The organism is Idiomarina piscisalsi (assembly GCF_002211765.1).
GTDB lineage: Bacteria > Pseudomonadota > Gammaproteobacteria > Enterobacterales > Alteromonadaceae > Idiomarina > Idiomarina piscisalsi_A.
In genome coordinates, this window is sequence record NZ_CP022133.1 from 892,719 (window position 1) to 914,108 (window position 21,390).

Annotated in this window: 20 protein-coding genes and 3 tRNA genes; 18 read left to right on the forward strand and 5 right to left on the reverse strand. The window is 46.2% G+C overall.

The annotated features are described in order from the left end of the window. Positions 1 to 47: 47 nt before the first annotated feature. Positions 48 to 767: an SIMPL domain-containing protein gene (locus tag CEW91_RS04345; RefSeq protein ID WP_088767823.1), complete on the reverse strand. Its 720-nt coding sequence runs from the start codon at positions 765 to 767 to the stop codon at positions 48 to 50. Positions 768 to 820: 53 nt separating this feature from the next. Here CEW91_RS04345 and CEW91_RS04350 point away from each other — a divergent pair, with 53 nt between their 5' ends. The 9 genes from CEW91_RS04350 (at position 821) to CEW91_RS04390 (ending at position 8,095) form a co-directional block, all read left to right on the forward strand. Next, positions 821 to 1,291 (forward strand): regulatory protein RecX, encoded by a 471-nt coding sequence (locus CEW91_RS04350; RefSeq protein WP_088767824.1) that lies wholly within the window; start codon positions 821 to 823, stop codon positions 1,289 to 1,291. 82 nt (positions 1,292 to 1,373) lie between these two features. Next, on the forward strand, positions 1,374 to 3,974 hold the full coding sequence (alaS, locus tag CEW91_RS04355) for an alanine--tRNA ligase (protein ID WP_088767825.1): 2,601 nt from the start codon (positions 1,374 to 1,376) through the stop codon (positions 3,972 to 3,974). A 119-nt stretch (positions 3,975 to 4,093) separates the two neighbouring features. Continuing rightward, entirely contained in the window at positions 4,094 to 4,285 is a 192-nt protein-coding gene (csrA, locus tag CEW91_RS04360; RefSeq protein ID WP_053952511.1) for a carbon storage regulator CsrA, read from the forward strand. Between the two features lie 157 nt (positions 4,286 to 4,442). After that, positions 4,443 to 4,535, forward strand: a tRNA-Ser gene (locus CEW91_RS04365). 18 nt (positions 4,536 to 4,553) lie between these two features. Beyond that, positions 4,554 to 4,630: transfer RNA gene (locus CEW91_RS04370), tRNA-Arg, on the forward strand. 27 nt (positions 4,631 to 4,657) lie between these two features. Continuing rightward, positions 4,658 to 4,734, forward strand: a tRNA-Arg gene (locus tag CEW91_RS04375). Positions 4,735 to 4,894: 160 nt separating this feature from the next. Further along, on the forward strand, positions 4,895 to 5,158 hold the full coding sequence (locus CEW91_RS04380; protein WP_088767826.1) for an oxaloacetate decarboxylase subunit gamma: 264 nt from the start codon (positions 4,895 to 4,897) through the stop codon (positions 5,156 to 5,158). Continuing rightward, positions 5,155 to 6,966 carry a sodium-extruding oxaloacetate decarboxylase subunit alpha gene (gene oadA, locus CEW91_RS04385; protein ID WP_088767827.1) on the forward strand — a complete coding sequence of 604 codons (1,812 nt, stop codon included), beginning with the start codon at positions 5,155 to 5,157 and terminating at the stop codon, positions 6,964 to 6,966. Before CEW91_RS04380 ends, oadA begins: the two co-directional genes overlap by 4 nt. Before the next feature lies 1 nt (position 6,967). Next, positions 6,968 to 8,095, forward strand: a complete 1,128-nt coding sequence (locus tag CEW91_RS04390) for a sodium ion-translocating decarboxylase subunit beta (protein ID WP_088767828.1) — start codon at positions 6,968 to 6,970, stop codon at positions 8,093 to 8,095. Between the two features lie 201 nt (positions 8,096 to 8,296). Here CEW91_RS04390 and CEW91_RS04395 read toward each other — a convergent pair whose 3' ends face one another. After that, positions 8,297 to 10,900 carry a response regulator gene (locus CEW91_RS04395; protein WP_088767829.1) on the reverse strand — a complete coding sequence of 868 codons (2,604 nt, stop codon included), beginning with the start codon at positions 10,898 to 10,900 and terminating at the stop codon, positions 8,297 to 8,299. A 168-nt stretch (positions 10,901 to 11,068) separates the two neighbouring features. On the opposite strand from CEW91_RS04395, the gene gshA reads away from it, so the two are divergent. Further along, positions 11,069 to 12,673, forward strand: coding sequence for a glutamate--cysteine ligase (gshA, locus tag CEW91_RS04400; protein ID WP_088767830.1), 1,605 nt, complete (start codon positions 11,069 to 11,071; stop codon positions 12,671 to 12,673). A gap of 154 nt (positions 12,674 to 12,827) precedes the next feature. Further along, on the forward strand, positions 12,828 to 13,442 hold the full coding sequence (locus tag CEW91_RS04405) for a transglycosylase SLT domain-containing protein (RefSeq protein WP_088769353.1): 615 nt from the start codon (positions 12,828 to 12,830) through the stop codon (positions 13,440 to 13,442). On the opposite strand, the gene CEW91_RS04410 is transcribed toward CEW91_RS04405, so the two are convergent. After that, positions 13,439 to 14,737 (reverse strand): HlyC/CorC family transporter, encoded by a 1,299-nt coding sequence (locus CEW91_RS04410; protein WP_088767831.1) that lies wholly within the window; start codon positions 14,735 to 14,737, stop codon positions 13,439 to 13,441. The two genes, CEW91_RS04405 and CEW91_RS04410, sit on opposite strands and share 4 nt — an antisense overlap. A 68-nt stretch (positions 14,738 to 14,805) precedes the next feature. After that, the gene (locus tag CEW91_RS04415) at positions 14,806 to 15,600 is read right to left on the reverse strand and encodes a cytochrome C assembly family protein (protein ID WP_088767832.1); all 795 of its coding nucleotides are present in this window, start codon (positions 15,598 to 15,600) and stop codon (positions 14,806 to 14,808) included. Between the two features lie 161 nt (positions 15,601 to 15,761). Between CEW91_RS04415 and ffh the strand changes: the two genes are divergently transcribed. The 7 genes from ffh to tyrA all read left to right on the forward strand — a co-directional run bounded on the left by ffh (position 15,762) and on the right by tyrA (position 21,008). Further along, the gene (gene ffh / locus CEW91_RS04420; RefSeq protein ID WP_088767833.1) at positions 15,762 to 17,126 is read left to right on the forward strand and encodes a signal recognition particle protein; all 1,365 of its coding nucleotides are present in this window, start codon (positions 15,762 to 15,764) and stop codon (positions 17,124 to 17,126) included. 119 nt (positions 17,127 to 17,245) lie between these two features. Continuing rightward, complete coding sequence (gene rpsP, locus CEW91_RS04425; RefSeq protein WP_088767834.1) at positions 17,246 to 17,494, forward strand: 30S ribosomal protein S16; 249 nt, start codon at positions 17,246 to 17,248, stop codon at positions 17,492 to 17,494. A 26-nt stretch (positions 17,495 to 17,520) separates the two neighbouring features. Beyond that, entirely contained in the window at positions 17,521 to 18,045 is a 525-nt protein-coding gene (gene rimM / locus CEW91_RS04430; protein WP_088769354.1) for a ribosome maturation factor RimM, read from the forward strand. 11 nt (positions 18,046 to 18,056) lie between these two features. Continuing rightward, the gene (gene trmD / locus CEW91_RS04435) at positions 18,057 to 18,800 is read left to right on the forward strand and encodes a tRNA (guanosine(37)-N1)-methyltransferase TrmD (protein ID WP_088769355.1); all 744 of its coding nucleotides are present in this window, start codon (positions 18,057 to 18,059) and stop codon (positions 18,798 to 18,800) included. A 35-nt stretch (positions 18,801 to 18,835) separates the two neighbouring features. Continuing rightward, a complete protein-coding gene (rplS, locus tag CEW91_RS04440; RefSeq protein WP_088767835.1) occupies positions 18,836 to 19,195 on the forward strand; it encodes a 50S ribosomal protein L19 in 360 nt (119 codons plus the stop codon). Positions 19,196 to 19,267: 72 nt separating this feature from the next. Next, positions 19,268 to 19,861 (forward strand): DNA-J related domain-containing protein, encoded by a 594-nt coding sequence (locus CEW91_RS04445; RefSeq protein WP_088767836.1) that lies wholly within the window; start codon positions 19,268 to 19,270, stop codon positions 19,859 to 19,861. 10 nt (positions 19,862 to 19,871) lie between these two features. Then, the gene (tyrA, locus tag CEW91_RS04450; RefSeq protein WP_088767837.1) at positions 19,872 to 21,008 is read left to right on the forward strand and encodes a bifunctional chorismate mutase/prephenate dehydrogenase; all 1,137 of its coding nucleotides are present in this window, start codon (positions 19,872 to 19,874) and stop codon (positions 21,006 to 21,008) included. A gap of 2 nt (positions 21,009 to 21,010) precedes the next feature. Here tyrA and CEW91_RS04455 read toward each other — a convergent pair whose 3' ends face one another. Continuing rightward, positions 21,011 to 21,373 (reverse strand): response regulator, encoded by a 363-nt coding sequence (locus CEW91_RS04455; protein ID WP_088767838.1) that lies wholly within the window; start codon positions 21,371 to 21,373, stop codon positions 21,011 to 21,013. Positions 21,374 to 21,390 lie beyond the last annotated feature (17 nt).

The following is a 21,390-nucleotide window of genomic DNA, read 5'->3' on the forward strand; positions in this document are numbered from 1 at the left end:
TAGAATGTTTTAAGCATTCTACCCGACTGAGTGATCGACGCAATTGGTTAGTTGCTTTTATTTTGTACGTTTTTGACAGAAAAAACGACCTCAACGGATGCCTCTATTGTTTGTTGACCTGGTAGCGACACCTTGTCCGAGCGAACGCTGGCTTCAGCCATTTGCATCATAAAAGGGCGTGAAATTGAGCGTTCGGTAATACTTAACGTTCCGGTGAGAGCAAGACCCGCGGTTTCAGCCAGCTGTTCCGATTTCATTTGTGCCTGTTTATAGGCCTGAATGAGTGCTTGTTGATAAAGCGCCTGTTGGTTACTAATTTCAAACTGAATTTGTCCAACCCGGGTGACCCCCCGCGACAATGCTAAATCAATGATATTGTCATAGTTTTCGGGGTTACGGAGAGTGACCTTTATTTCTCGTCGCACGATAAAGCCACTTTGTTTGGTTTTACCGTCAGAGTCTTGTTCGTATTGAGGATATATTTGCAGCTGATAAGACTGAATGTCTTTTTCAGCTATGTCTTTTTTTATTAAATCGTTTAACAGGCGCTCAGTGGTGTTGTCGACCACCGTCTTTTGTGAGCTGAGCTTATTGCCACGCTCTTCAACCCAAAAGGTCACTCGCATTAAATCGGGCACCGCACTGACACTGCCATTGCCGGTCGCTGTGATGCGTTGCTCTGCTGCTTGTGTGACTTGGTGGAATCCGGCTGTAAGAACTAACAGACAAACCGAAAGAACGCTTGATTTTAAGTAACTCTTGGTCATGATTAGTGTCCCTGTATAGAATTCCCATAACGCTTAGCTATGGAGTATAGGTCATGGGTGAAAGTTCAGAAGAATATGATGAAAACGCACTGCGAGACTCGGTATTTCGCCTGTTAGGTCGTCGTGAACAAAGCTATCAGGAGCTGCGAAGAAAGCTAATTCAAAAGCGCTGGCCCACTAAAATGGTGGACGAGATATTGGCGGACTTTAAAGAAAAAGGCTGGCAAAGCGACGAACGGTTTGCTGAGATTTTTATACGTGAAAAGGTGTCTCAAAAACAAGGACGGCTTAAAATTCTGGCGCAAGCTACCCAGCAAAAAGGGTTGTCGATAGAACTTGTCGAGCGGTTATTGGAAGAAATGGAAATAGACTGGTTTAATTTGTGCTCAGAATTGAAGGAGCGTCGTTTTGGCGATGAACCACCGAAAGATCAAAAGCAATGGATGAAACAAGTCCGCTTTCTGCAGCAACGAGGCTTTAACTCAGAGCAAATATTCGCGTGTGTCGATCGACCAGAAAGCTAGGCTGAGCAATGACTTCGTGATAATCTAACAGGATATTAGTAATTAAACCCACAGTCTTTTGAAAAAGCGAGTAGGACAAACTATGAGCATGAACAGTGCCCAAATTCGTGAAACATTTCTCAGTTATTTTGCGAAGCGAGGACACGAAAGAGTGCCTTCGGCATCAATGATACCGGGCAATGACCCAACGTTGTTATTTACTAACGCGGGTATGGTGCCGTTTAAAGATGTATTTTTGGGAACCGATAAGCGCCGTTACGACAAAGCGACTTCGGCACAACGTTGTCTGCGTGCCGGAGGTAAACATAATGATCTGGAAAACGTCGGTTATACCGCACGTCATCATACTTTTTTTGAGATGATGGGGAACTTTAGCTTTGGCGACTACTTTAAAAAGCAAGCGATTGAATACGCGTGGGACTTTCTCACCAGTGAGTTGAAACTACCGGCTGAAAAGCTGTGGGTGACGGTTTTTACAGAAGACGATGAAGCTTACGATATCTGGGCAAAAGATATTGGTGTACCGGAAGATCGCATCTCTCGCATTGGTGAGAAAGATAATTTCTGGTCGATGGGTGATACTGGCCCTTGTGGTCCATGCTCGGAAGTATTTTACGACCATGGCCCGGATGTTTGGGGGGGGCCTCCGGGGACGCCGGAAGAAGACGGTGACCGCTACATTGAAATTTGGAATTTGGTTTTCATGCAGTACAACCGTCAGGCTGACGGTACGCTTGAGCCGTTGCCAAACCCTTCAATAGACACGGGCATGGGGTTAGAGCGTATTTCTGCCATTATGCAGAATGTGCACAGTAACTACGAAATTGATCTGTTTCAGGCTCTCATTCAATCAGCAGCGAAAATTATTGGTACGGACGATTTAGATAATAAATCACTGCGTGTTATTGCGGACCATATCCGTTCATGTTCGTTCTTAATCGCCGATGGTGTCATGCCTTCAAATGAAGGACGTGGCTATGTCTTGCGCCGTATTATTCGCCGAGCAGTGCGACACGGTCACTTACTGGGTGCGAAAGCAACGTTTTTCTTCCAGCTGGTTGATGAGCTTGTTAACCAGATGGGGGACGCGTATCCGGAACTGGTAGAAAAACAGGCCGTTATTAAAGATGCATTAGAGCGTGAAGAGCAGCAATTTGCCCGCACGCTTGAGCGCGGTCTGGCAATACTGTCTGATGAGATCCGGCAGATTGATGGCACCGTTATTCCGGGTGACGTGGTCTTTAAGCTTTACGACACTTATGGCTTCCCGGTTGACTTAACCGCTGACATTGCGCGTGAGCAAGAGTTAACCGTTGATGAGGCAGGCTTTGAAAACGCCATGGCAGAACAAAGACAAAGAGCACAGCAAGCTTCTCAGTTCGGCATGGACTATAACGAGCAAATTAAGTCTGAGCATAAAACAGCGTTCACAGGCTACGAACAAATAGATGGCGATTCTAAGGTCGTTGAACTGTTCAAAGAAGGAAAACCTGTTAAGAGCTTAGAAGCTGGAGAAAGTGGCATTATTGTGCTGTCAGAAACACCGTTTTATGCAGAAAGCGGCGGCCAAACAGGCGATACCGGTAAATTGGTTGCGAATGGTGGTGTGTTTGAAGTGACGGATACGCAGTATATTGGCAAAGCGATTGGGCATCATGGTAAAGCGTTATCGACTATTCAACTCAATGATTCGGTAAAAGCTGAAATTGATGCTGAGCGCCGTGAAAATATTAAGCGGAATCACTCGGCGACGCACTTAGTGCATGCCGCACTGCGAAATCTGTTAGGGGAGCATGTTACTCAGAAGGGGTCCTTGGTTGAAGCAGATAAAATGCGCTTTGACTTTTCGCACTTTGAGCCGGTTTCAACCGAGCAAATTGCTCAAATTGAGCGTGAGGTGAATGCGCAAATCCGCGCTAACTTGTCGCTTGAAACTCAGTTAATGGACATTGAAGAAGCAAAAGCCGCTGGCGCAATGGCTTTGTTTGGTGAAAAATACGATGAGCAGGTTCGTGTCGTGCGTATGGGCGACTTCTCAATGGAGTTGTGTGGCGGTACGCATGTTCGTTCTACTGGTGATATCGGTCTATTCCGTATTATTTCAGAAAGCGGCATTGCGTCTGGTGTTCGTCGTATTGAAGTGGTAACCGGCGAAGCCGCAGTGCGTTATACTCAAGGACAGCAGGCGCTACTGAACCAAGTTGCTGGAGAAGTTAAAGCCAAACCAGACAATTTAATTGAGAAAGTTCAGCAGTTACTGCAGAAACAACGTGAATTAGAGCGTCAGAATGATCAGCTGCAGAAGAAGCTCGCCTCTCAGGCTGGAGGTGGTTTGGTGTCACAAGCCGTTGAAATTGGCGGTGTCAAAGTGATTATTGCTGAACTTGATCAAGCAGACCCTAAATCGCTGCGTGAATTAGTTGATGACCTGAAGAACCAAATTGGTTCTGGTGTCGTATTACTAGGAACTGCGAATGGCTCAAAAGTGAGTTTGATTGCCGGGGTAACTGGCGATTTAACGGCTAAAGTCAAAGCAGGGGATTTAGTCAATCAAGCCGCAAATGTGGTTGGTGGTAAGGGTGGTGGTCGACCCGATATGGCGCAAGCCGGAGGCTCACTGCCTGAACATTTAAATGAAGCCTTGGCTACGGCAACAACCTGGTTAGAGCAGCATTTATCGTAACTTAGATTTATGAGTTTCGTTATAGTGTAATCGCTATCATTATTGGTAGACTGCTTACATCAATTCAGGGAAACGTTCGATTGTTGCGGTAACATCGGGACAGTATTGAAGGAGCAATTATGCTAATTTTGACACGCCGTGTAGGTGAGACACTAATGATAGGTGATGATGTTTCGGTCACTGTCCTTGGCGTAAAAGGGAACCAAGTACGTATTGGTGTAAATGCCCCGAAGGATGTTTCCGTCCATCGAGAAGAAATTTACATGCGCATTCAGTCTGAAAAAGACGATGAACATGACGAGAAAGAATGATTAGAAAAAACCGGCTTTTGCCGGTTTTTTTATACTTTCTGCTTAATTTGTGGAAAAATCCAACGAGATGGTCAATTATCCCACACTTGAACCATTGTTTTTAAAAAACCAATTGACATTATTGCCAACATCGCTAGAATTCACGCCACAACGATTTGGAGAGGTGGCCGAGTGGCTGAAGGCGCTCCCCTGCTAAGGGAGTATAGGGTTTGTAGCCCTATCGAGGGTTCGAATCCCTCCCTCTCCGCCATTCGTTAAGTGAAAATTAGCGCCCGTAGCTCAACTGGATAGAGTACCTGGCTACGAACCAGGCGGTTAGAGGTTCGACTCCTCTCGGGCGCGCCATTTTCACATAAAAACACTTCAGGCAATGCGCCCGTAGCTCAACTGGATAGAGTACCTGGCTACGAACCAGGCGGTTAGAGGTTCGACTCCTCTCGGGCGCGCCATTTCTTTTGCTTACCCTTATCATCTACTTTCTTATTTCTTTTGCTATTTCGCTTATTTAGCTCTTGAATACCGATTATTTCGCACTGCAAATTCTTGCGCGACTTGCTACCATAGTATTTAATAAATTTATAACAATTTGCAGTCGTTCCGAGGTGTCTTTTGCAAGAACTACTTACCCAAGCAGCTCAGCTCATGCTCGTTGGTATGGGTGCTGTCATTGTCTTTTTATGCATATTAGTTGTCTGTATGGCCGTCATGAAATGGTTGATACCGACGCCTTCTCTAGCACCACAGACACCGAGTCAAACTCGCTCTGACGCTTCCGCAGGGAAGTCACCGACATTGGTTGCAGCAGTATCAGCTGCCGTACATCAATATCGTCAGCGCCATTCGGCCGCAGAAAACAAGGAGATGTCTAAATGAGTAAGCCTTTGCTGTTAACTGAGCTTGTTTTAAGAGATGCTCACCAGTCTTTATTAGCGACCAGAATGCGCTTAGATGACATGTTACCAATAGCGGAAAAGCTGGATAAAGTCGGTTATTGGTCAATGGAGTCCTGGGGCGGAGCAACCTTTGACTCTTGTATTCGGTATTTAGGCGAAGATCCGTGGGAACGTATTAGAGAGCTCAGCAAAGCAATGCCGAACACGCGCCAGCAAATGCTGCTACGCGGGCAGAATTTACTAGGTTATCGCCACTATGCCGATGACGTTGTTCGCCGTTTTGTAGAACGAGCAAAAGAAAATGGTGTGGATGTCTTTCGTATCTTTGATGCAATGAACGACGTTCGCAACTTAAAAACAGCGATAAAAGCAGCGAAGGATGTTGAAGGGCATGCCCAGGGTACCTTGGCTTACACCGTCAGTCCTGTGCATACGTTGGATAAGTGGGTTGAGATGGCGCAAGAGCTTGAAGACTTGGGCTGTGATTCGTTATTCATTAAAGACATGGCCGGCTTACTGCGACCGAATGATGCTTACGATTTAGTCAATGCGTTGAAAGAAAAGACGGACCTACCCATTTCTATGCAATGTCATGCAACGACGGGTTTGAGTGTGGCGACTTATCAGAAAGCCATTGATGCAGGTATTGATATGCTCGATACTGCTATTTCGTCGATGAGCATGACCTATGGTCACTCACCAACGGAAACATTGGTGGCAATGACCGAAGGCACGGATAGAGATACAGGCTTGTCACTACCCGATTTAGCGGAAATTGCTTCATACTTCCGCGATGTTCGTAAGAAGTACGCTCAGTTTGAAGGCTCTCTGAAAGGCGTGGATGCTAGAATTCTGTTAGCTCAGGTGCCTGGCGGTATGCTGACGAACATGGAAAATCAGCTGAAAGAGCAGGGCGCCATTGATAAGTTTGATGAGGTATTAGAAGAGATACCTAAAGTCCGTGAAGATCTTGGTTTTATTCCATTGGTGACACCAACTTCTCAAATTGTGGGAACACAGGCGGTACTTAACGTATTGAGCGGTGAGCGTTATGCCAATATTTCAAAAGAGACTGCAGCGGTTCTGAAAGGCGAGTACGGTGCGACAGCGGCAGAAGTGAATAAAGATCTGCAAAAACGTGTGTTAGATGGTAATGAGCCTATTACCTGTCGTCCGGCTGACTTAATTGACGATGAAATGGACGCGCTGACTGAAGAGCTCAAGAAAACGGCGAAAGAACAGGACATTCGTCTAGCTGATAATGTCGAAGATGACGTATTGACCTACGCGCTGTTCCCACAAATCGGTCTTAAGTTCCTGAAAAACCGCGACAACCCGGATGCCTTTGAGCCAGCCCCGAAAGAGCCTGGTGAAAGTTCATCTGAAGGAGAGCAAGCGCAGCCCGCTCCGGCACAATCAAGTGGCGGTGTCGAGCTTTATGATGTGGAAGTCGACGGTCAGAAGTTCAGTGTAAAAGTGGGCCCTTCTGGTCAGGTTGACTCAGTAGAAGCGCAAAGTTCAGGTAACAAACAGTCAGCGTCGGCATCCCCAAGTGATGGTGCAAGCGGCGGTGAAGGAACAACGATTAAAGCGCCGTTAGCGGGAAATATTTTCAAAGTCGTTGCAAAGGAAGGCAGTCAGGTTAAAGCCGGAGATGTCGTTCTGGTCATGGAAGCAATGAAAATGGAAACCGATATTAAAGCGGAAAATGACGGCACCGTGAACGCGATTCATGTAAAAGAAGGCGATGCGGTAACAGTGGGCGATAGCTTAGTAACGGTGGGTTAACATGGATAAGTTAATGACTTTGTGGGAAACCACCGGTATTTCCGCAATGACGCTGGGCCAGTTCAGCATGATATTGGTCGGCGGGTTATTGTTGTACTTAGCGATATCGAAAAAATTTGAGCCGTTACTGCTATTGCCAATCGGCTTTGGCGCGATACTGGCCAACATTCCGCTGGCTGGGTTTACTGAGCCGGGCGGAGTGTTGTATTACGTCTATTCGGTCGGTATTGACACTGGCGTGTTTCCATTGCTGATTTTTATGGGGGTCGGAGCATTAACAGACTTTGGTCCGTTGTTGGCAAACCCTAAGATGCTGTTTCTGGGCGGTGCTGCTCAGTTTGGTATTTTCGCAACATTGTTTGGAGCCATTGCTTTGAACATTGTTCCGGGCATTGAGTTTTCAATGTCAGATGCGGCTGCTATTTCAATTATCGGTGGTGCTGACGGGCCCACTGCAATATTTCTGGCGTCAAAATTAGCTCCGGATTTATTAGGTGCCATTGCGGTTGCAGCGTACTCTTACATGGCGTTGGTGCCTATTATTCAGCCACCAATTATGAAGCTGCTTACTACTGAAGAAGAGCGCCAGGTTAAAATGGAGCAGTTACGACCCGTCGCACGTCGTGAAAAGCTGTTTTTCCCGCTTATCGCAATTACCTTAACATTATTATTTCTACCGTCGGCAACGCCGTTGGTTGGCATGTTCTGTTTAGGTAACTTAATGCGTGAATCAGGAGTTGTTGAGCGGCTTACTAAGACAACCCAAAATGAGCTGATTAACATCGTGACTATCTTCTTAGGCTTAGCCGTAGGCTCAAAGCTTCAGGCGGATCAGTTTCTAAGCTTCCAGACATTGGGTATTTTATTACTTGGTGCAATTGCTTTTGCGATAGGTACGGCAAGTGGGGTGCTTATGGCGAAGTTAATGGCGAAGTTTAGTAAAGATCCTATCAACCCGCTTATTGGTGCGGCAGGTGTTTCTGCAGTTCCCATGGCTGCGCGTGTTGTGAATAAGGTGGGCTTGGACTCGAATCAACAGAACTTCCTGTTAATGCACGCTATGGGGCCTAATGTGGCCGGTGTGCTGGGGTCAGCTGTGGCTGCCGGCATACTGCTTGCGCTGGTTTAGTCCAGCTGCTCCCTAATGACTAACGCCCTGTAATAAACATCATCGCCGTGTAAAAAGCGGCGATGACTGCGCTTATAACGGCGATATAGACAAATCCTTTGTACCCTTGCTTAATCGTCCAGCCATTCGTCTTAAGGTATAGCAACCAAAGCAGACTGAGCAGCAGGGGGATTAGAAAAAAGTAACGTATCATAATTAACCTTACGATTGATGCTGCTGAATAGTTTCTAGATCTTGTGCTGCCTGGTGTGCGAAACGCAAGCGTTTTTCAAGTTCGGTTATTTGGTCAGCGACTTTGTCAATTTCACCTTCCGCCATAAAAGACTCTAAATCAGCGGCTTTATTTTTAAGTTGCGTAAAGCCTAAGTTAGCTGCTGCGCCTTTCAATGAGTGAAAATAACGTTTGGCGCTGTCATGTTGGCCGCGCGTGATAAAGTCCGACACCTTGGTCGCACTACCTTGATAGCTCTCGTAAAGCTGCTCCACCAGTTTTAAATACAATTCAACGTTGTACTGTAGTCGAGCGAGGGCAGACTCAAAATCAATCCCTTTGACTTGTGGTATTTTTATTGGCGTATTGGCAGTAGGTTCCGGTTGCTCATCTACAGATCCAGTATCGTTGGCGTTCTCATCCGAATAGTCACCGGGAACTGCCCATTTCGAAATGGCTTTTAGTAGCACTTTCTCGTCAATGGGTTTAGGTATATGGCCTTGCATACCCGCCGCCAGCGAACGCTCTTCATCGCCGCTCATTGCATTGGCTGTCATGGCCAGAATGGGCAGTTGTTTGTATGTGAATTCAGTTCGAATCTGTTGTGCGGCTTTAAGTCCATCCATTACTGGCATCTGAATATCCATAAGTACGATGGCGTAATTTTTTTTGCGCACCGCCTCTACAGCAAGCTGACCGTTCTCTGCTATATCAACCTGAAACTTATGACTGCTGAGTATCTCACGTGCTACCTGTTGGTTAATTTCGTTGTCTTCCACAACCAATACGGGCGCGCCAATCAGATTATCAGGAATACTACCGGATGGTTCCGGGCTGATTTCTTCGTCAATATCCCGGTGCAGAAGTGTTGAGGTTAAACTGCGTCCGAGTGTCGATGCAGTAAATGGCTTCGATAAAATATCGTTTACACCCGCACGTTTGGCTTTTTCCGACAGTTCTTCAGCGTAATAGCCGGTAGCTAACGTTAGCTTAGGACGTATATCGGCATCGTAAGTCTGAGTTATTTTCTCGCACAATTGCAAACCGTCCATACCCGGCAGTCGCCAGTCAACGAGCAGTAACTCGTATGGGTTGCCTTCCTGAACGGATTCGTCAAAGACTTTAAGCGCTTGCTCGGCAGTGCGGCACACCTTGACGTCAACTTTATAACTGCGCAGCATTTCATAAAGCATTTCGCGAGTACTCAAATTGTCATCAACCGCCAAAATTCGTTTGTCGGTTAAGTGCTTGAGCAGATATTCGTGGTGGCTGTTGTCTTGCTCGCGCTGCACCGGCAGCTGTATCTCGATATAGAAAGTCGATCCTTGTTCAACGGCACTTGTCACACCGATATCACCTCCCATCAAGAGAATGAGTCGACGGGATATCGCAAGACCAAGCCCGGTGCCACCATACTTGCGTGTGGTTGAGGTATCGGCCTGAGTAAACTCTTTAAATAAATTGGCTCGTTGTTCTTCGTCCATGCCAATACCGGTATCGGTGACTGAAATACGCAGCAGAACGTCGTTGTCTGAGCTGTCGAGCAAGTTAACTGCGACATTGATTTCGCCGTCTTCGGTGAACTTTATGGCGTTGCTAATGAGGTTCACAAGTACCTGGTTTAAGCGCAGTGGATCACCAATCAGCTTGGTGGGAATATTGGCCGGTAAATTAATAATGAACTCGAGATCTTTGTCGTAGGCGCGATAGGCAAACATGTCGGCTAACGACGTCAGTACGTCTTGCAAATCAAACGGTATTTCTTCAACGGTCAGTTTACCGGCATCAATTTTTGAAAAGTCGAGGATGTCATTAATCACACCTAACAACGCTTGCGAGGACGAGTCGATGACCTTGATGTAGCGTTTCTGCTTCTGATTCAACTCCGTTTTAAGGCACAAGTTAGCCATACCGACAATGGCATTAATCGGTGTGCGAATTTCATGACTCATATTAGCAAGAAATTCGCCCTTAGAGCGGTTCGCATTTTCTGCGGTTTCTTTGGCTTTTTCCATTTCCTCGGCAACCGATTTAATGCCGGAAATGTCGTAGTAGCTGCCTAAAATACCAATGATGTTACCGTCGTCATCGTGCAGCGGTACACTGGAATGCTCAACCCAACGACTCCCCTGAGCAAGGGTTAACTCCAACTCTTCGTTGGTTGAGGGGTGTTGCTCTGCAAAGGTCTTCTGGTCTTTCTTCCGGAGAGTTAAGTTATTGGCGAGTATCGGAATATCACTATCGGACTTCCCGGTAATTGCGTCTGGCGCAAGACCCAAGTCTTTAGCAAAAGCCTCGTTGCCACCGAGTAAATTTAGCTCAGAATCGCGCCAGTAAACTCGAGTCGGCAAGTCATTAAAAACTTGTTCAAAAAGCTGCATTGAATCAGATGACAAAAACGGCTGGCGGAAAGGCGCGGTTAACGCGTTACGGCGTGACCACCACCAAATAGCAATGCCTATAATTAAGCTGAACGTTATCATTGCGACCAGAACGGTGTCGCTCCAGGGGGAGGGCAGCAGCGCGTAAAGCACAAGGCTTGATACTTGCAGAACAACAAAAATCAGCTGTAAAAACGTCCAGAATGAGCTCATGGTAATCCATAACCGAAAGAGGGTTGTATACGTGCGTTAGTCTGCCATGTTGATGGTGAATCGCCAAGCAATATCAGGAAAATTACCACCTCTATCATGGACGTTTAAAGTATTTACCAGTAAGCTTAGCAGCAGAAAATAATCCGTTTTTGTCAGTGGAGTAGTCTCTTGCAAGCCACATTTCAATCAGTTGTAGAAACGCTTAAGCAAAGTGATAAGCCGAATGTTTGGCAGGGAATAAAACGTGGTATCGAGCGCGAAGCCTTGCGTATTAATGAAAATGGCACGCTCGCAACGACCGATCACCCAGGTAAGTTAGGCCGTACCTTGACTCACCCAACCATCACAACAGACTATTCTGAGAACCTTCTGGAGTTTATTACACCAGTAGCAACGGATATTGATACCACATTAAAGCAATTACGTGATATTCACCGGGTCACTTATAACGCTATCGGAGAAGAACTGTTATGGCCGATGAGTATGCCGTGCTATCTGGGCTCCGATAAGGACATTCGTATTGCTAAATATGGAGACTCTCACTCCGGGCGAATGAAAAGTTTATACCGGCGAGGGTTAACTTACCGCTACGGAGCGACCATGCAAGTCATTGCTGGTGTTCATTATAACTTCTCAGTATCCGATGAGATGTGGGATCAGCTCGCGCAAATGGACGGCGAAGTGAATGACAGTGATTATCGCAGTAAAAGATATTTCGGTTTAATTCGTAACTTCAAACGCATTGCCTGGGTTATTCCCTACTTGTTTGGTGCATCGCCGGCATTGTGTAAGTCGTTTTTTACCCAGACCAATAATGAAGAGTTGTTGAACAAGTGGGACTTTGACACGGTTGGTAAAGGAACGGTGTTTTTGCCTTATGGTACGTCTTTGCGCATGAGTGATTTGGGCTACACCAATAAAGAGCAGGCGACGTTAAAAATTACCTATAACTCTTTGGGAGAGTACGTAGAAGGTTTGCGTAAAGCAATAACGACCCAGTCTCAGCAGTTTTCGAAAATAGGTGTAAAAGTCGACGACGAATACCGTCAATTAAACGACAATATTTTGCAGATAGAAAATGAGTTTTACTCGCCAATTCGGCCCAAGCAGATTGCCCGGGATGGCGAAACGCCAAGTCAAGCGTTAGAGCGTGGTGGGGTTGAGTACATTGAAATAAGAGCGCTGGATGTGAATCCATTTAGCGACGTGGGGATTACCGCTCAACAAATGCGCTTCCTCGATTTGTTATTACTGCACTGTTTGTTGCAGCCAAGTGACGAGATGACTTGGGAGCAGCAACAACAAGCGGATAAGAATTTTACCAAAGTGGTTATGCAAGGCCGTAACCCACGCTTAAGTCTGGCGCATAATGGTATCGACAGACTAATGGCTGACTGGCTTGAAGAGCTGTTTGCCGATTTTTCACTGTTGGCAAAAACGCTGGACAACTCGAGTCATTCGAAGGACTATCAGAATGATCTGGCGGACTTGTACGAATGGGTGTTAAACCCGGAGCGAACACTTTCCGGGCAAATCATGCATCAGCTAAAGTCTGAAAACTGGGACAACAGCCGCATAGGCATGCTTTTAGCGAAGCAATATCGTCAGCAAATGATAAGTTCTGGTCTTGAGTTATACAGTCAGAATGACTTTAGTGAATGGGCCCAGAGGTCAGAAACTGCATTCAATGATCGATATGAACAAGACAATAAGGTCGACTTTGACACTTTTTTAATGAATTATTTTGAAAATGCGAAGCAGCCGGGTCGTTAGCTGTTTTATATGACGCATAAAAAAACGCAGCCAATGTTGGCTGCGTCAAATAAAACGTTCAGGGGATGAACAAATACGTTAACTCTCAATGTGTTCATATATTCAGAGTAACCTATTTGAAGAAAGTTCAATGAAAATACATTTTTTTAAGCCAATGAATCGAATCACTTTTACAGCAGCGGCTTTTGCTGTTCTGTTAAGTGGTTGTGCAACCCCGCCCCCTGAAAATCCAGAGAACATTTGTGCTATTTTTGAAGAGCATCGCGATTGGTACGACGCCGCCGAAGACGCCCGCGAACGTTGGGGCGTCCCTATCCATGTTCCTATGGCTATGATGTATCAGGAAAGCTCGTTTAAGCATGATGCGTTGCCGCCCAGAGATTATTTATTAGGCTTCATTCCATGGGGACGGGTCAGTTCCGCTTACGGGTATTCGCAAGCAAAAACCATGACTTGGGAAGACTATCAACGAGAAACAGGCAACAGTTGGGCAAGTCGCTCTTCATTTGAAGATGCAATCGATTTTATGGGTTGGTTTATCTATAAAACGTATCAAGTCAATGGCGTTTCAAAGTGGGACGCCTACGGACAATACCTGAATTATCATGAGGGGTGGGGCGGCTATCAACGGAAAAGTTACTTGAAAAAGCCGTGGCTTGTTCGCGTATCAAAAATTGTTAAGCGCCGCTCATTAACCTATGCGACGCAGCTCAAGACTTGTGAAGAAGATTTGCAAAAAGGTTGGTTGTGGCGTCTTTTCTTTGGTTAGTCATTTTGGGCTTCTGTCGGTGTCTTGTAGAGCTCAGGCAGAACGCGAGCTTGTTTAATCATAGTATCTCCGACTTCAACCAGCTCTACCGGGTAGCCGCCAAGGCGCAGACATAAGCGCGAGTCAGGTATATCGCCAAACTGTTCGATGATAAGACCGCTGAGTGTTTTCGGACCGTCCGTTGGGAAGTCCCAATCCATTTCTTTATTCAGTTCGCGCAAGTTTGCTGACCCGTCTACGACGTAAACACCGTCGCTTTCTTGAGTCACCGACTCGCTCGGCGCCGGTGCCATGGTCGTTGTGAAGTCACCGACAATTTCTTCCAGAATATCTTCCAGCGTTACCAGGCCTTGAATATCGCCGTACTCATCAACTACCAGCCCTATGCGCTCTTTACTACGCTGAAATTTTAATAGTTGGACATTGAGTGGCGTGCCTTCTGGAATAAAGTAAATATCCCGTGCGGCGCGCACTAATATAGACTTGTCTGCGTTAAATTGGTTTTTTGTCATTAGCCGCATGACATCGCGGGCATGCAGGAAACCGACGGCATCGTCTATTTCGTTACGGTAAAGCAATACCCTGGTGTGTTGGCCATTAGACAATTGCTTGACGATAGACTTCCACTCATCATTAATGTCGATGCCGATAATTTCATTACGTGGCACCATCACGTCTTCTACGGTGACCTTTTCTAAGTCGAGTATGCTGACTAACATTTCCTGGTGAGAAGTGGGTATTAAATTTCCGGCTTCATTAACCACTGTCCGAAGCTCTTCGGTACTGAGTGCATCAGCCATACCTGACTGCTTAGGATTGACTCCGAGAAGTTTCATAAATGAGTTGGTTATCGCATTGACACCAATGACCACCGGATACATGACTTTGAGAAGTGGTAGCAAGATCAATGAGCTTGGAAAAGAGATCTCTTCCGGGTGCAGCGCGGCGATCGTTTTCGGGGTAACTTCTGAGAATATGAGGATGATGAGAGTCAGTCCGAAAGTAGCGACGACAATACCGGCGTCACCAAACCAACGCAAACAGATAATAGTGGCTATCGCTGAGGCACCAATGTTGACTAAATTGTTGCCAATAAGAATAAGACCAATGAGCCTATCGGGGCGATCTAATAAATGCTGGACGCGCTTGGCTCCGCGGTGATTACTTTGCACCAGATGTCTTAGGCGATATCGGTTAATCGACATCATCCCGGTTTCAGAGCCTGAAAAGTAAGCGGATAAAAATATCAGTACGGCTAAAATAACGAGCAACAGGCTCGTTGATATCTCGTCCAACGGTTATTTCCTTACGTTAAATTAGAAGGTGACAATTTAGAGTGCTGAGCGATGAAGTCAAGGGTTGTTTAGCCTATTAAGAAGTCTTTCACAAAACGACTTCCAAAATACCCAAGCGTAAGTAACGTGCTAGCCGTCAGCGTCAATAGGACAATGAGCCGCCCACGCAGGCCGGAAACCCGATGTAAAACAAGCGCAATTAGGTAAATGATGGCTGCCAGGCTGGTTAATATGGTTTTATGTGCTTGGTTCTGGGCAAACATATCTTCTAGAAATAAAAAGCCACTGCCCAAAGCAACAAACAACGCTACGGTGCCAAGTGCCAATAAATTAAAAAAGTTTCTTTCTATGGTCATTAGTGGCGGAAGCTTGTTGAGTAGCGAGTGATTTTTACGTCGTTTTAAAATACGGCTTAAGTAGCTGGTTTGTATTGCGTATAGCGTGGCCAGCGCAAGAATGCCGTAAGCAATTAGCGACAGTGCAATATGAATAAATAACGCATGTTTTGAGCTAATGTCTGCCCCGAGATGAACCGGGGTAAATACCAACAATACACAGGTCAACGCTGAAAACAGGTAAATAATGGGCTTAAGAAACAAATTACTGAAGCGCTGGAAGCGAATGAATGAGGTCACGGTGACAAATAGGGCGACCATACTCAGACTGGACGACAGATTAATATGGTCAAAGTCATCAACAGCGAGCTGCTGAACAATAAGCCAACCATGCGCAATGATAGCGATACCTGCGGGAATAATTTGTGACGCTGGCTTATGCTCTTTACCGTTAAATACGGTTTGCAAAATGATGAAAGCACTAGCCGAATAGCCGACGACACTGATTAGCAGCAATATAAAGAGCATCACGCGCTCAGTTTCCCTGATGTTTGTTGTTCTTGATGTTGAGTATACGTTGTCAAACGGGTAAACCCAATACTTCGGGGGCGAAACTTTCTTGCAATTCGGATATACTGCCCCCATTCACTTTGTACGCCAGAATTCCGAAATTAAAAGAGACGACCGATATGTTTGAAAATTTATCAGAACGCCTATCGCAGACGATGCGTTCTATCGGTGGCCGAGGTCGGCTGACAGAAGATAATATAAAGGAAACGTTACGTGAAGTGCGTATGGCGCTGCTTGAGGCTGACGTTGCGTTACCGGTTGTAAAAGATTTTATCGCAAAGGTAAAAGAACGAGCGGTTGGTACTGAGGTCAATAAAAGCCTGACACCGGGTCAGGTGTTCGTCAAAATCGTCCAGTCAGAATTAGAAGCGGCGATGGGCGAAGGCAACGCTCCTTTGCAACTGAATACACAACCACCGGCTGTGATACTAATGGCAGGCTTGCAGGGTGCGGGTAAAACGACCAGTGTGGGTAAGCTCGCCAAGTTTTTGACCGAGCGCGAGAAAAAGAAAGTCATGGTGGTTAGTGCCGACGTGTATCGTCCGGCGGCCATTAAACAGTTGGAAACCATTGCAGAACAGGTGGGAGTCGATTTTTTCCCGTCGTCTACCGAACAAAAGCCGGTTGATATCGCCAATGCGGCCATAGCGGCTGCGCGTAAACAGTTTGTCGATGTGGTTCTGGTCGATACGGCAGGTCGTTTAGCGGTCGATGAAGACATGATGGCGGAGATTCAGCAGCTTCACTCAAGCATTAAGCCTATTGAAACGCTGTTTGTCGTTGATGCGATGACCGGTCAGGACGCGGCGAACACGGCAAAGGCGTTTAGTGATGCATTGCCGTTAACCGGTGTTATTTTAACGAAAACCGATGGTGACGCTCGTGGTGGTGCTGCATTATCGATTCGCCATATTACTGGCAAGCCTATTAAGTTTCTTGGTGTTGGTGAAAAAACGGATGCCCTGGAGGCTTTCCATCCCGATCGGGTTGCGTCACGTATTCTTGGTATGGGCGATGTGCTGTCGCTCATCGAAGAAGTCGAACAGAAGGTCGACAAGGAGAAAGCTGAGAAAGTCGCCAAGAAAGTTATGAAAAAAGGCCAGTTTTCACTGGAAGACTTTCGGGACCAGCTTGTGCAAATGCGTGAGATGGGCGGCATGATGGGGCTCATGGATAAAATGCCCGGCATGGGTAAAATGACCGACCAAATTAAAGGTCAAATGGATGATAAAATGACGCTTCGTATGGAAGCGATTATTAATTCAATGACCCCACAGGAAAGGCGTCACCCCGATGTCATTAAAGGCTCTCGTAAACGCCGTATTGCGACGGGTTCAGGAACGCAAGTTCAGGACGTGAACAAGTTACTGAAGCAGTTTATGCAGATGCAAAAAATGATGAAAAAGATGAAAGGCGGCGGTCTTCAGAAAATGATGCGCGGTATGGGTGGGAAACTGCCTCCGGGAATGTTTCCAGGCCGTTAGGAAAAAGCGCGTCAAGCTTGCATTTCAACGAAAAATCAGTAGAATTGCCGAGCCTTCCGACTCAGTCGGAGGGCTTTGCTATTTTTTACATTTAAACAACAGTTATATTGAGGAACGCAATGGTAACCATTCGTTTACAACGTGGCGGTGCGAAAAAGCGCCCCTTCTACCAAATGGTAGTTGCTGACAGTCGCCGTTCACGCGACGGTCGTTTCATCGAGAACGTAGGATTTTTTAACCCACTAGCTCGTGGTCAGGAAGAAAAACTTCGTGTTGATGTTGACCGCATCGAGCACTGGGTAGGCAAAGGCGCACAATTATCTGAGCGCGTTGCTAAATTAGTTAAAGATGCAAGCGCTGCGGCGTAAGCATTAATTGTTCAGGGTAGTTAATGATGGCTCAGTCAGAACATATCGTTATAGGTCGCTTAGGTGCGGTGTATGGCGTAAAAGGTTGGCTGAAAGTACAGTCATTTACGCAAGACCCTGAGTCAATATTTGAATACAGCCCTTGGCTGCTCAAACAAAAAGGCGAGCAAACTATCGAAGTCGCTGAGTGGCGTCGCCACAATAAGGGACTGATTGCTCGACTGGAAGGTGTGTCCGACCGCGATCAAGCTGCGCGCCTGACCGGAGCGGATATCTGCATAACTGCGGATGAGTTGCCTGAATTAGCTGATGATGAGTTCTACTGGCACGACCTAATTGGTTTGCAAGTGGTGAACCTTCAAGGCTATGACATGGGGGTGGTTGAACAGATAATGCCAACCGCATCGAATGATGTATTGGTGGTAAAAGCAAATAGCAATGATGCGTTTGGAAAGTCTGAGCGTCTTATTCCGTTTATTCAAAGTGAATATATCACTGAGATTAATCGGGAAGAGAAGCGTATTCAGGTTGACTGGCCGTCTGACTTCTAATGGAAGTCCCATTGAAAATTGGTGTTATTAGCTTATTTCCTGACATGTTTTCTGCCGTTACCGATTACGGTGTTACTGGTAGAGCCATAAAGGAAGGTTTATTACAGGTGAGTGTTTGGAATCCTCGTGATTTCACTCACGATCGCCATCGCACGGTCGACGACAGACCATACGGTGGGGGACCTGGCATGCTGATGATGGTACAGCCTTTGGTTGATGCTATTGAGGCCGCTAAAAACGACCTTGGTCAGGATACGCCGGTTATTTATCTGTCACCTCAGGGGCAAACATTGGATCATAGAGGAGTGCAGTCGCTCTCTGGTAATGATCGAATGATATTAATTGCTGGCCGTTATGAAGGCATTGACGAACGCGTTATTGAAAAGTATGTCGATGCACAATGGTCAATTGGGGACTATGTGTTAAGCGGCGGTGAGTTACCAGCAATGGTGCTGATTGATGCTATTTCAAGATTAGTGCCCGGCGTGTTGGGGCATCGGGACTCTGCAGAGGAAGATTCTTTTGCAAATGGTTTACTGGATTGCCCGCATTACACGAGACCGGAAGTTTATAACGAGCAGCAGGTTCCCTCAGTACTATTGAGTGGAAACCATGACAAAATACGTCGCTGGCGGTTGCAGCAGTCCTTAGGGCGAACATGGCTGCAACGTCCGGAGTTAATTAAAGACCTAGCTCTGACTGACGAGCAGGAAGCCTTGTTGAGTGAATTTATTGAACAACGGTCATCCAGCTAACAGCGGACAGTTTATCTAGGATAGGAGATATAAAAATGGCAAAAGTTAGCCAAAATATCATTAAAGCTCTTGAAGAAGAGCAAATGAAAAAAGATTTACCTGAGTTTGCACCAGGTGACACTGTTGTTGTAAATGTAAAAGTTAAGGAAGGCAACCGTGAACGTCTGCAGGCGTTCGAAGGTGTTGTTATCCGTGTTCGTAACCGTGGTCTTCACTCTGCATTTACGGTACGTAAAGTATCGAATGGTGAAGGTGTTGAGCGTACTTTCCAAACGCACAGCCCATTGGTAGATAGCATTAAAGTGAAGCGTCGCGGTGCAGTTCGTCGCGCGAAACTTTACTACTTGCGTGAGCGTTCAGGTAAGTCTGCACGTATTCGTGAGAAGCTTTCTTAAGAACGCGATTAAAAATCGAAATAGCAAAGAAAAACCCAGCCTTGAGCTGGGTTTTTTGTTAGCCTAATTGCTATGGAAGAAGACATTGAAATACTTATCCAAATTTTGGCTGAATGTTTGGACTCCCAGCATCACTGGACAGAGCATCAACTCATTGAGGCTTTGCAAGCTGAGCCGTACCAGTTTTTTGATAAAACGGCGCTGCGCGATCCCCTAAACCTGTTTCAAACGCATTTCATTTTGTTCCACAGCTTATATAAGCTGCGTGAACGTTGGCGTTTGCAAAAGAAATACGAGTTATTCATTCATACGCTGAATATTGAATGTCAGCCATGGCAGCAGGGTGAAGAAACGCTAGCCGAAAACGACTCTCTGGCGGAGTATTATTTAGACTTAAGTCAACTGAGCAATACTTCTGAAACCGATGTAGAGTCGATGCTTAATGACTTTTGGGAAAGAATGGGGCAAGATTTTTCCACTAAGCAACTGATGCCGACCGACGAAGCTTGTGAAGTGATGGAATTAATACCGCCGTTGACCGAAAAACAAGTAAAAAAGCAGTACCGCCGCCTGGTACATAAATACCACCCCGATAAAGGCGGTAGTGTTGCTAAGATGCAAAATGTTCAAAAAGCGTACCGCGCTATTTTAATCAGCCTTAATTAAAACGATACCCATGAATAAAACACCGCAAGAAAAATTAGACGAGCTAAGGCAGTCGATAGACAGCACCGACGAAGAACTTATCCGCTTACTGGCGAAGCGCGAGGCATTAACCGCCGAAGTCGGTGATGTTAAAAAGGCCTTGCGGCAGCCGCTTTATGTTCCTGAGCGGGAAAACAAAATGATACAGGCGCGCAAAAAAAGGGCGATTGAACTTGGCGTGTCGGAAGATTTTGTTGAAGACATTTTACGCCGAGTTATTCGCAACTCCTACCAAACCCAAACCGGACAGGCTAGTCAAACTTCATCCACTCCGGAAAGGCCGGTTATTGTCGTTGGCGGCAAAGGAGCCTTAGGCGCTAAGTTTGTTGAGTTCTTTCAGCAAACCGGTTACCGAACCATTATTGTCGATAAAGGCGACGCCTGGCCGGATGACGAGGCTTTAAATCACACACAGTTGGTTGTTATCAGCGTTCCTATTAATCAAACAGAAACAGTGATCGCGTCATTACCGAAGCTACCCGATGACTGTGTTCTGGCTGATATTACAAGTACCAAGGAAGGTCCGCTTAACGCAATGCTGAGCGTTCACGCTGGTCCGGTGGTGGGTCTGCACCCAATGTTTGGTCCGACAATAAAGACCTTCGCAAAACAGTTAATAGTGGTTACACCGGGGCGTAGACCCGAAGAGTACCAATGGCTCATGGAGCAGCTGTCTAATTGGGGAGCTCATTTATACCAAACCGACGCTGAGGCGCATGATGAAGCCATGGGCTGGGTACAAGCGTTCAGACATTTAAGCACCTTCGTGTATGGTCTGCACATGGCAAAAGAAAATGTCGATATAGAGAATCTGCTTAATGTTAGCTCGCCCATTTACCGAATGGAGCTAATGATGGTCGGTCGACTCTTCGCGCAGAACCCAGAACTGTATGCCGATATTATGTTGTCTCATGGCGAGCGCACTGAGTCCATCAGTCGTTATCTGAACTTGTTTTCAGAGTTGCTGAAAGTGCTTAAAGAAGGCAATAAGGACGAATTAATACACTTATACAGCGAAGCACAAACGTATTTTGGTGATTTTTCACAGCAGTTTTTAAAAGAGAGTGAAGCACTGGTTCAGTTGGCTGATGATCAACGCTTTAAATAATATTAAGGCTTCACATACTCGTTGAACAGCTCCTCCAATGCTTCGGGAGAAACCGGTTTATGCAACGTAGCGTCCATGCCAGCCTCGCGGCACGCTGTCATTTCACTGGCGCTTTGGTGGCTGGTTATGGCGATAATGGGCGTATTTTCAAATTCAGGCTGACCACGTAAGGTTTTGCAAACCTCAGCACCCGACATATCGGGCATTTCGTAATCAAGGAAAATGAGGTTGGGCATTGCTTTGGCTTGAGTCAGTGCTTCTTCACCAGTGGTTGCGGTAAGAATCTCGACATTGTATTGACCGAGCATCGCTTTTAGGACTTCCAGACTAATAAAGTCATCGTCAGCAATTAAAACTTTCGTCATGCCTACTACCTTTTTCA